The organism is Halanaerobium salsuginis (assembly GCF_900114545.1).
Classification (GTDB): Bacteria; Bacillota; Halanaerobiia; order Halanaerobiales; family Halanaerobiaceae; genus Halanaerobium; species Halanaerobium salsuginis.
Genome location: NZ_FOTI01000028.1, coordinates 26,582 through 38,012, shown reverse-complemented (window position 1 = coordinate 38,012; position 11,431 = coordinate 26,582). Strand labels below are relative to the sequence as shown.

11 protein-coding genes are annotated in these 11,431 nt (G+C 33.2%); all 11 read left to right on the top strand.

Features of this window, described 5'->3' with window-relative positions:
* A partial coding sequence (locus tag BMZ74_RS09460; protein WP_143070156.1) for a transposase occupies window positions 1-324 on the top strand: 324 nt, incomplete at its 5' end.
* A 65-nt stretch (window positions 325-389) separates the two neighbouring features.
* Window positions 390-746: a hypothetical protein gene (locus BMZ74_RS09455; RefSeq protein ID WP_089862003.1), complete on the top strand. Its 357-nt coding sequence runs from the start codon at window positions 390-392 to the stop codon at window positions 744-746.
* Window positions 747-1,252: 506 nt separating this feature from the next.
* A complete protein-coding gene (locus tag BMZ74_RS09450) occupies window positions 1,253-2,248 on the top strand; it encodes a LacI family DNA-binding transcriptional regulator (protein WP_089862002.1) in 996 nt (331 codons plus the stop codon).
* Between the two features lie 17 nt (window positions 2,249-2,265).
* Window positions 2,266-3,165 (top strand): ribokinase, encoded by a 900-nt coding sequence (gene rbsK, locus BMZ74_RS09445; protein ID WP_089862001.1) that lies wholly within the window; start codon window positions 2,266-2,268, stop codon window positions 3,163-3,165.
* A gap of 35 nt (window positions 3,166-3,200) precedes the next feature.
* Window positions 3,201-3,599 carry a D-ribose pyranase gene (gene rbsD, locus BMZ74_RS09440; protein ID WP_089862000.1) on the top strand — a complete coding sequence of 133 codons (399 nt, stop codon included), beginning with the start codon at window positions 3,201-3,203 and terminating at the stop codon, window positions 3,597-3,599.
* Window positions 3,600-5,108, top strand: coding sequence for a sugar ABC transporter ATP-binding protein (locus tag BMZ74_RS09435; RefSeq protein WP_089861999.1), 1,509 nt, complete (start codon window positions 3,600-3,602; stop codon window positions 5,106-5,108). It abuts the gene before it with no gap.
* Window positions 5,101-6,060 carry an ABC transporter permease gene (locus tag BMZ74_RS09430; protein ID WP_089861998.1) on the top strand — a complete coding sequence of 320 codons (960 nt, stop codon included), beginning with the start codon at window positions 5,101-5,103 and terminating at the stop codon, window positions 6,058-6,060. Before BMZ74_RS09435 ends, BMZ74_RS09430 begins: the two co-directional genes overlap by 8 nt.
* A gap of 96 nt (window positions 6,061-6,156) precedes the next feature.
* The gene (rbsB, locus tag BMZ74_RS09425) at window positions 6,157-7,050 is read left to right on the top strand and encodes a ribose ABC transporter substrate-binding protein RbsB (protein ID WP_089861997.1); all 894 of its coding nucleotides are present in this window, start codon (window positions 6,157-6,159) and stop codon (window positions 7,048-7,050) included.
* 201 nt (window positions 7,051-7,251) lie between these two features.
* Complete coding sequence (locus BMZ74_RS09420) at window positions 7,252-9,090, top strand: beta-glucoside-specific PTS transporter subunit IIABC (RefSeq protein WP_089861996.1); 1,839 nt, start codon at window positions 7,252-7,254, stop codon at window positions 9,088-9,090.
* Window positions 9,091-9,109: 19 nt separating this feature from the next.
* Window positions 9,110-10,519, top strand: a complete 1,410-nt coding sequence (locus BMZ74_RS09415; protein ID WP_089861995.1) for a glycoside hydrolase family 1 protein — start codon at window positions 9,110-9,112, stop codon at window positions 10,517-10,519.
* 24 nt (window positions 10,520-10,543) lie between these two features.
* Complete coding sequence (locus BMZ74_RS09410; RefSeq protein ID WP_177181414.1) at window positions 10,544-11,416, top strand: PRD domain-containing protein; 873 nt, start codon at window positions 10,544-10,546, stop codon at window positions 11,414-11,416.
* Window positions 11,417-11,431 lie beyond the last annotated feature (15 nt).

The following is an 11,431-nucleotide window of genomic DNA, read 5'->3' as shown; positions in this document are numbered from 1 at the left end:
TTAAATGATTTCAGTTCAAAGTGGGATAGAATCTACCCCCGCTTAGCTCAAAGCTGGTTTGAAGATAAAGATGAACTCTTTACTTTTTACAAATATCCAGATAGTATTCAAAAATCAATTTATACAACTAACTGGATTGAAAGAGCCAATAAAGAAATCAGAAAAAGACTTAAAACAATGAATAGTTTACCAAATGAAAAGGCAGCAGAAAAAATACTATATCTTAAAATCTTAGACTATAATTCTAAGTGGTCAGAACGAAGACTAAAGGGATTTTTAGCTGCTAGAGATAAACTAATTCAACTATTTGAAGAACGATATTAATTTATTTACACAAAATACTTGACGTTACCCTAATAGCTGATTATACACCAGTCACTAAGAAAATAATGCTAAAAATTAAAGATAATCAAAGTTTAAACTATAACTTTGCTTTAACTATTAATGGTTCAGTTGCTGGTAAAGTTTTCATCGACAAGAATGCAAATAATATTAAGGATCAGAATGAAGAATACTTAGCCTGGGTAGGTTTGGAAATAGCCGATCTTAAACAAAAAGATTATACCAATCAAGGAGGAAATTTTTATTTTGAAAATGTACCATTAGGAACTCATATTTTGAAAATATTGCCCGAGTCTCTACCTGCCGGGATGAGACCATTAAATGGTTATGAATATAAAATTTTTATTACTGAAGCTCAATTAGACTATCATAATCTTGATTTAGCAATAGTTTATGGCAATTAGTTTAATAGTTATAATTAGCAAGTTTTAGGAATTTGAGTTTGCTAATTAAGCTTTTAAGCTGATTTAAACAGCTGAGTTATAATTAGAAAGAGTTATTAGCGGGAGAAGTAGTTAATATTAAGTTAGCTTATTCAGCAAAAAATTTTTTTTAATAAGCTGGACAAAATTGATTTTTTGTTATATAATTCGACTATGAGTCAGATTGACTGCGAGTCAATTATAAATAAGCTAACTTTACTCCCCTCCCCCGGGGAGTTTTTTTATTTATTAATCCTTCTCAAAAATAAATTCATTTTAACGAAAACCATACTTACTTACAAGGCAAAAAATATTTTTATTTATACTTGCATTATTATTCTGAATATTGTACAATAATAATTGGAAACGTTACCGTAATCGTTAACGAATATTACTATATAAAGTTTATTTATGCTAAGAGATATTATTTATTTAGCTTATAATAATTATAAATATTTAGTTAGTAATTATAAATCAGGTGATAAATTGTGAAAATTACGATTAAAGATATTGCAAAACAGGCAGGAGTTTCTGTAACAACTGTTTCCCGGGTAATTAACAATAAACCAGATGTTGGTGATAAGACTAGAGCTAAAATATTAAGAATTATTGAAGACTTAAATTATAATCCCAATAGTGTGGCCCGGGGCTTAGTAATGCAGAAAACCAATACCATTGGCTTAATTATTCCGGATATTAGTAACCCTTTTTTCCCTCAAGTTGCGAGAGCAATTGAAGATAAAGCTCAAAAACTCGATTATTCAGTTATTTTTTTTAATACTGACAATAATCCAGATCGAGAAAAGAAAGCAGTTGAATTATTTAAAAGTAAACAGGTAGATGGATTAATAGTTTCTCTTTCATTAGGAAATGAAGCTATTTTAAGAGAACTTAAGTCAGCTGATTATCCAGTTGTTCAAATTGATAGGGCAGTTTTAACTGATAATTATCCTCTGGTTAGTATTGATAATCAAAACTCAGCTTATCAATTAGTTCAATATATTTTAAATAAAGGACATCGTCGAGTTGCACATATCAGTGGAGACTTGAATACAACAACTGCCAGGGCCAGACTGGCTGGCTATCAACAGGCTTTACTTGATTATGGAATTAAGCTTGATGATAACTTATTAATTAAGGGAGATTACTCGCAGTATACAGGTTATCAAGCTATGCGTCAGTTATTAGAACTTGATAATCCACCAACAGCTGTTTTTGCAGCTAATGATCTTAGTGCAGCGGGTGTGTATAAAGCTATTTATGCAGCTGGCTTAAGAATTCCGCAGGATATTGCAGTAGCTGGCCATGATGATATTGAAATTGCTTCTCTGCTGCAGCCTGAATTAACAACAATGAGGCAGCCTAAATATAATTTAGGAGAAGAAGCAGTAACTATTTTATTAAGGATGATCAACAGCAAGCAAAAATTAAAATTATCTGATCACATCCTTAAAACTAACTTAATTATTCGACAGTCAATTTAAAAGGAAAGGTGAGCTCAGTGCAGAATATTCTAGTCATTGGAAGCATGAATATGGATTTAGTTGTTGAAACTGATCGTTATCCAGAAGCTGGTGAAACTATTTTGGGGGGAGATTTTAAACAGATTCCAGGGGGAAAAGGAGCAAATCAAGCTCTAGCAGCTGCTAAGCTGGGAGGAAAGGTAGAATTTATTGGAGCATGTGGTAGAGATAATTTTGCTGATCTTTTACAGAACAGCTTAAGCAGTGGAGGAGTAAAATTAGAAAATCTTTTTCGGATCACTGATATTAATACTGGAGTTGCAATGATTGTAGTTGAACAGACTGGTGATAATCGAATAATTGTTTCTCCAGGAGCAAATTATAAACTAACGCCGGAATTAATAAATAAGGTTGAGGATCAAATAGCAGCAGCAGATTTAATTTTATTACAGCTAGAGATACCAGTGCCAACAATTGCCAGGATTGTAGAAATAGCAGCAGCTAAAAGAACCAAAGTTATACTTGATCCAGCTCCAGCAGTTGAATTACCACATAGTATACTGGCTAAAGTTGATTATCTATTACCCAATGAAGGCGAATTAAATTTATTACTGCCAGATTCAGGAAATAAAACACGGGCAGAAAAAATAGCAGAACTATTTAGCCTGGGAGTAAAAAATGTGATCGTAACTGAAGGGGAAAAAGGAATAAGTTTTTACAGTCCAGAAGAACAGTTTGAACTACCAGCTTTGAATGTGCAAGTGGTTGATACAACAGCTGCTGGAGATGTTTTTGCGGGGGCTTTTGCCAGTCAGTTATTAGCAGCTAATAATTTGGAGCAGGCTTTAAATTTTGCTATTAAAGCAGCTGCTTATTCGGTTACTAAGTCTGGAGCTCAAAGTTCAGTTCCTACTTTAGATGAATTAAATAAATTTTAGTTTAATTTTTAATTATTATTTAGGAGGAGATCAAAATGAAACGAGGAGGAGTGATTAACTCAAGTCTGTCTCGTGTTATTGCTGAACTTGGTCATACAGATGGGTTAACAATAGCCGATGCTGGTTTGCCAATTGCAAGCAATACTGCAAGAATAGATTTAGCTTTAGAGAAGGGTTATCCGGAATTTAATAGAGTTCTTAAAGCAATTTTAGGTGATTTAATTATAGAAAAAGTAATTATGGCTGCCGAAATTAAAACTGCTAGTCCTAATCTGCATCAGCAAATTCTTGATTTGCTGCCGGCTGAAATTGAATTGGAATATTGTTCCCATACTGAATTTAAAACTAAAACTAATCAGACTAAAGCAGTAGTCAGAACAGGTGAAATAACACCATATGCTAATATTATCCTGATTTCGGGAGTTGATTTTTAAATGGGAAAAAGTTCATTGCTGGAAATGAAAGGAATAAGCAAATTATTTCCAGGTGTAAAAGCTTTAGATAAAGTAAATTTTAGTTTAAAAAAAGGGCAGGTACATGCTCTTTTAGGAGAAAATGGAGCTGGTAAATCAACTCTAATGAAAGTACTGAATGGAATTTATCAGCCAGATGACGGAGAAATTTTATTTAAGGGGAAAAAAGTTGAGTTTCAAGGGCCAGCTGCAGCTCAGGATGCTGGTTTAGCAATTATTCATCAGGAATTAGAATTAATTCCCTATCTTACTGTAGCAGAAAATATGTATCTCGGTCGTGAACCACGAAAAGGTGTTTTTATTAATTACCAACTTTTACATCAGCAAACCGCTGAAATTTTAAATTTGCTGGGAGTTGAGATTGACCCAGCAGCTAAAGTGAAAGATTTAAATATTGGTAGTCAGCAAATGGTTGAAATTGCCAAAGCTGTTTCTCAGTCAGCAGAAATTTTGGTTATGGATGAACCAACTTCTTCGTTGACTAATCAGGAAATTGAAATTTTATTTAAACTAATTGAACGCCTTAAAAAGCAGGGAATTGCCATTGTCTATATTTCTCATCGTATGGAAGAAGTTTTTAGAATTTGTGATCAAGTAACAGTGTTAAGAGATGGTAATTTTGTTGGTCAAGTAGCTACCGCAGAAACTGATGAAGATCAGCTAATTAAGATGATGGTTGGTCGTACAATTGCTGACAGATTCCCAACGATGAAATTTGAACCAGGAGCAGAAACTTTAAAGGTTGAAAATTTAAATGTACCTGATTTATTAACTGATGCTTCTTTTTCTTTACACAAAGGAGAAATTCTTGGTATTGCTGGTTTAATGGGATCAGGTCGAACAGAATTAGCTAAAGCACTTTTTGGAGTGTTTAAAGAAACAACGGGTAATATTTTTTTTAAAGGTGAAAAAATAACAATTGATTCGCCAGCAGTAGCAATCAAAAATGGCATTTATTATTTAAGTGAGGACAGAAAAGGAGAAGGTTTAATTCTGGGGCTTTCAGTGGCAGAAAATATTAGTATTTCAGTTTTAAAAAAATTACTTTATGGTGGTACATTTATTAAGGAAAAAGCTGAGCAAGATCTAGCTAATGAATATATAGCTGATTTGAAAATAAAAACTCCTTCTGCCAGTCAGCGGGTAGAAAATTTAAGTGGTGGAAATCAGCAAAAAGTAGTAATTTCCAAATTGCTCTCTACTCAACCAGAAGTGGTAATTTTTGATGAACCAACGAGAGGTATTGATGTGGGAGCTAAACGAGAAATATATGACTTAATGCAGCAGTTAGTTGCAGAGGGGGTAGCTGTAATTTTAATTTCTTCAGAGCTACCAGAAGTTTTAAATCTAAGTAATAGAATTCTAGTTATGCATGAAGGTAAAATAAAAGGAGAACTTACTGCAGCAGCTGCAGATCAGGAGTCAGTAATGAAACTGGCTACTGGAAGGAGGAGTCAAAAAGATGAATAAACCAGCAAAAATTGAAAATAAAAGTTTTTTAGAAATACTTAATAAATTTAAAACAGGAATTGGATTAATAATTTTAGTCGTTGTATTATCACTGCTTAGTGAATATTTCTTGACAATTCCTAATCTATTAAATGTAGTCAGACAGGTTTCAATTATTGCAATTATTTCTTTTGGAATGACAATGGTGATTTTGACTGGTGGAATTGATCTTTCAGTTGGTTCATTGCTGGCATTTTCAGGTGCTATAACAGCTGGTATGATAGTTAATTCAGGTTTAAATATTTTTCTAGCGATTTTAATTGGCCTTGCAGCAGGAACTTTACTCGGTTTATTTAATGGGATTGCAGTTGCTAAAGCTAAATTACCTGCTTTTATAGTTACTTTAGCTATGATGACTATAGCCCGTGGATTTACATTAATTTATACTGATGGTAGACCAATTTCTGGTTTTAATCAGCTATTTCGTTTTTTTGGAGCAGGTTATTTGGGTAGAATACCAATACCGGTTGTAATTATGTTAATTTTGCTGTTTATAATTTATATCTTACTTAAGAAAACTCCTTTTGGTCGTTATCTTTATGCGATTGGTGGGAATGAGAATGCTACTAAGTTATCGGGTATTAATACTGAAAAAATAAAGATAGCTGTTTATGCTTTAAATGGATTTCTGGCAGCAGTTAGTGGTATTATCCTGACTTCCCGCTTAAATTCTGCTCAACCAATGGCAGGTGAAGGCTATGAACTAGATGCTATAGCAGCTGTTGTTCTGGGAGGTACCAGCCTGGCAGGAGGAAGTGGTACAGTTATTGGAACTATAATTGGTGCTTTAATTATTGCTGTTTTAAATAATGGATTAAACTTGCTTAATGTTTCCTCTTTTTATCAATTGGTAGCTAAAGGAGGAGTTATTCTGCTTGCTGTCTTTTTGGATCGTAAAAGTCAGCAGCGATAAACTAAATTATATATCGGCCCAGGGAGGTGATGACTTTACTGTTTTAATTTGCTGAGATTTTAATTAAAATAGCACTTAACAAATGGGAGGAAAAAAATGAAAAAATTAATAGTTAGTTTATCTGTATTTTTAGTGTTAACTTTTGCCCTTGTACCAGGAATAATGGCTCAGGATATTAAGATTGGACTAGCAGTTTCTACTTTAAATAATCCATTTTTTGTGGATTTAAAGGATGGAGCAGAAGCCAAAGCTGCTGAGTTGGGAATAGAAATTTTAACCGTAGATGCTCAAGATGATGCAGCAAGTCAGTTAAGTAGTGTAGAAGATTTATTAATTAAACAAATAGATGTTTTAATTGTTAATCCAGTTGATGGTAATGCTGTAGTTGCTGCTGTTTCAGCAGCTAACGCTGCGGGAGTTCCTGTTATTACTGTTGATAGAGCAGCAGAAGGCGGAGATGTTGTTAGCCATATTGCTTCTGATAATGTTGCTGGTGGAGAAATGGCAGGAGCTTTTATTGCTAAACAATTGGGAGAAAGCGGTAAAGTAGTTGAATTAGAAGGTATTCCAGGGACTTCAGCTGCTAGAGATAGAGGTAAAGGATTTAATCAAAGTATGGACAAATACTCAGATATGGAAGTTATTGCTAGACAACCTGCTGCTTTTGATAGGGCAGAAGGAATGACAGTTATGGAGAACATTCTACAGGGGAACCCAGAAATTGATGCTGTATTTGCTCATAATGATAATATGGCTTTAGGTGCAATGGAAGCTATTTCGGCTGCTGGTAGATCAGATCAAATTATGATAGTTGGTTTTGATGCAATTTCTGATGCAGTTGCAGCAGTTAAAGCTGGTAAGTTGGCAGCAACTGTTGCCCAGAAACCAGATTTAATGGGAGCGATGGCTGTTGAGACAGCTATTAAAGTTGCCAATGGTGAAACAGTTCCCGAATATACTCCAGTTCCTCTCGAGTTAATTACAAAATAATAGCTGTATTATTTTAATTTAACATTGACAATTTAAAATAAGTATGCTAAAATTCTTGTATATTAATATTAATAATTAAATAATACAGTGGCATGTTACTGAGAATTCAGGCAGGAGCTTACAAATTATTGAGAACTTCTAACAAAGGAAGTTCTGAATTTGTATGCTCCTTTTTTTTATTTCTAAAAAAGGAGAGGAAATATGGATAAAGTACAATTAGCTAAAGATATTGTTAAATCTATTGGTGGAAAAGGTAATGTAAATACCTTTGATCATTGTTCTACCCGTTTGCGTTTTGAAATTAAGGATGACAAAAAGGTTAATTATTCAGAATTAAAAAAACAGCAAGATATAATAGGTGTTATCAATAAAGAAAATCAGCTGCAGCTTGTTATTGGTAATAATGTAGGGGTTATATTTAAAGAAGTTCAATCTAATTTAGGAGATATTAATGCAGATAGTAGTGTCAAAAGTAATGATTTAAATATTATTCAGCGTGCTATGCAGACTATTAGCAGTATATTTGTTCCGGTTATTCCTGCTATTGCAGGTGCTGGTATGATACGTGCTTTGCTGTCAATTCTTATTGCTACTGGTTTAATTAATGATGCTAGTAATACTTATTATGTACTTAGATTTATGGCAGATGCTCCTTTTTATTTCCTGCCTTTTTTATTAGCTTATACATCTGCTAGAAGATTTAAATGTAATCCAATACTTGCTATGTGTCTTGCAGGGATTTTAATTCATCCTAATTTTAATTCTGCTAGATCAGCTGGCAGATCGCTTAGTGTTTTTGGCTTACCAATTACTATGGCAACTTATAGTTATAGTGTTATTCCAACTATACTGAGTGTCTGGGTTATGTCTTATATAGAAAACATTGCTGAGAAAGTTACTCCAAGTGCAATTAAAGCTGTTTTTAAACCACTGCTTATTATTATTATTTCAGGTATTGTTGGATTGACTTTAGTTGGACCATTAGGAACATTTGTTGGTAGATTATTAGCTCAGGGAATGGGCTTTTTAGATGGAATTGCTCCCTGGATGCTGCCACTTGTTACTGGTGCAATTGCTCCTCTAATGGTTATGACAGGTATGCATTATACTTTAGTTCCTTTAACAACAATTCAGCTGACTAATCTAGGATATGAAGTTGTTATGGGGCCTGGATTTTTAGCTTCTAATATGGCGCAATCTGCGGTATCATATGGAGTAGCTTTGAGAACAAAAAATAAAGAGCTCCGGCAAATTGCAATTAGTACTGGTACAACAGCCTTAATGGGAATTACTGAACCTGCTATGTATGGAGTTACAATGAAAGTAAAAAAAGCATTGCTAGCTGTTATGATTGGTGGTACAGCTGGTGGATTATACGCAGGACTTTCCGGGCTGGTTCGTTTTTCTTTTGGGACACCTGGTCTAGCTACATTACCAGTATTTATTGGTGATGATCCAATGAATTTTATTCATGCGATTATTACCATAATTATCACTTATGTTGTTTCACTTGCTATGGTTTTTATTTTTAAAGTTGGTGATGAAGAATTAATAGAAGAACCCTCAGTTGATTCAGAAAAAGAAACTGTAGAATTAAAAGATATCAAAATTAATATTGATAAACCGGTTCAAGGGCGGGAAATAGAGATAACCGAAATTAATGATGAAGTGTTTGCAACTCAAACTCTGGGACCCACAAAAGCTTATTATCCTGAAAAAGGTGAAATCTTTGCTCCTTTTAATGGTAAAGTAGTTTCTATTTTTCCAACTAAACATGCTATTGGATTACAGAGTGATGAAGGAGTAGAAATATTAATTCATATTGGAATAGACACTGTAAAAATGGATGGCGAAGGGTTTGAATCATTTGTTAAAGAAGATCAGTTAATAGAAAAAGGTGATAAACTTATCACTTTTGATATTGATCTAATAAAGAATAAAAATTATGATCCTTCAGTAATTGTAGCAGTTACTAATAGTAGAAATTTTATAGATGTAAAAACAAAAACAGTTGAACCTGTAGCTTTTACAATAATATAATTTAGAAAGGTGATAAATAATGCAGTATAATAATAAAGAAGCGAAGTTTCCAGCTGATTTTCTCTGGGGAGCATCTACTTCAGCTTATCAGTTTGAAGGTGCTTATAATGAGGATGGAAAGGGACTATCTGTTATGGATATTGCACCTCATCCGGAAGATGTAGCCGACTTTAAAGTGGCTTCAGACCACTATCATCATTATCAAGAAGATGTTCAAATGATGAAAGAATTAGGATTGAAAGCATATCGGTTTTCGATTTCCTGGAGTCGAGTAATACCAGATGGAAAGGGAGATATTAATCCCGCGGGAATAGAATTTTATCATAATTTAATAGATGAATTGAAAGCAAGTAACATTGAGCCAATAGTTACAATGTATCATTTTGATCTTCCTGCAGCCCTGCAGGAAGAAGGAGGGTGGGAAAACCGTGCTACAATAGATGCTTTTACCAAATATGCTAAACTTCTTTTTGAGGAGTATGGTGAAAAGATAAAATATTGGCTAGTAATAAATGAACAAAATGTAATGATTAATCATCCTGGAGCACTTAATAGAGACGAAATACCTTCTAAAAAATCACTTTATCAGCAATGTCATAACATGTTTGTAGCTCAAGCCAAAGCAATGATTCTCTGCCATAAAATGTATCCTGAAGCACTTATAGGACCAGCCCCCAATATTATGGCTGTTTATCCAGCAACATGTAATCCGGCAGATTCTATTGCAGCTAATAATTGGGCTTCAATTCGCTGCTGGTTATATTTAGATGTAGCTGTTTATGGTAAATACACAGATCTTGTCTGGCAATACTTAGTAGACCGTGAGATTGAACCTGAAATTTATGCAGGTGATCTTGAATTATTAGCAGAGGCTAAGCCAGACTATATTGCCATGAATTATTATGCTACCGCTACAGTTGGAGCTTCTAAAGGTGATGGATCAGATCTATCAGCCCGGGGAGGAGACCAGCAAATCATGTTAGGTGAGAATGGGGTGTATAGAGCAGAACAGAACTCTTATCTTGATAGTACTGATTTTGTCTGGGCAATTGATCCAATTGGACTAAGACTAACTCTCCGTAAAATTAATGAGCGATATCATTTACCGATACTTATTACAGAAAATGGCTTAGGAGCAAAAGATATTTTAACTGAAGATGGTAAAATTCATGATGACTATCGAATCGATTTTTTTAATAAACATTTTAAACAGGCAGCTTTAGCTATTGCAGATGGGGTGAACTTGATTGGGTATTGTCCCTGGTCTGCAGTTGACTTGATCAGTACGCATCAGGGATGTTCTAAGCGTTATGGTTTTATTTATGTTAATCGTGATGAATTTGATTTAAAAGATATGAGGAGAATGAAAAAAGATAGTTTTTATTGGTACCAGAAAGTTATTGAAAGCAATGGTAAGATATTAGAATAAAAGCTTCTTGAGGGAGTGGTTTTTTTGCGAATTGCGATTCGAAAACTAAACAATAGTGCATTACTTGCTAAAGACATAAGTAGAGATAAAGAAATTATTATAATGGGAAAAGGAATTTCATTTAAATATAAAAAAGGTCAAAAAATATCTGCTGAAGATATTGAATCTGTTTTTGTTTTAAATGATAGAGATAAATCAGAAGATTATATTCAGCAATTTGAACAAACATCACAGGAGTATGTAGAAATAACCCAAATACTGGTAGATGATATTCAAAGCGAATTTAATATTGTGATGCCTGAACTCTTTTTTACAGCCTTGATGGATCATATTCAGTTTGCTGTTTATCGCTGTCGTCATAACATGAGAATTGAAAATAGGATGGCCTGGATTTTACAGCGAATGTATCCGGAGGAATTTAAATATGGGGAAAAGGCTATTAAAATGATTGATAATTATTTTTCGATAAAACTTCCCATTGAAGAAGCTACTAATATTGCACTATATATTATTAATAATGAAAATGAAAATAAAAAATTTAATGATATGTATTCTGGTTTTGAATTGCAAAGTAATATTTTATCTATTATTAAATATAGTTTAAATATTGATTTTGAATCTAGAAATCTTATTATAGATCGCTTTCTTACTCATGTTCAGTTTTTTGTACAGAGACTTTTAAATAATGAGAAAGTTTTAGAAAATGATATTGATATTATAAGTAAAATAGTAGATGATTTTCCAAAAGAATTTAAATGTGCACTTTTAATTAAAGACTATATCAAAAAAACAATGGATATTGAAATCAGTAGAGATGAGCTGTTTTATTTAACAGTTCATCTCGTTAGATTAGTAAAAAATCAAAAGAACAAAGAAAATAATTCTGAAGATCTATAAATAACAATCAGGAGG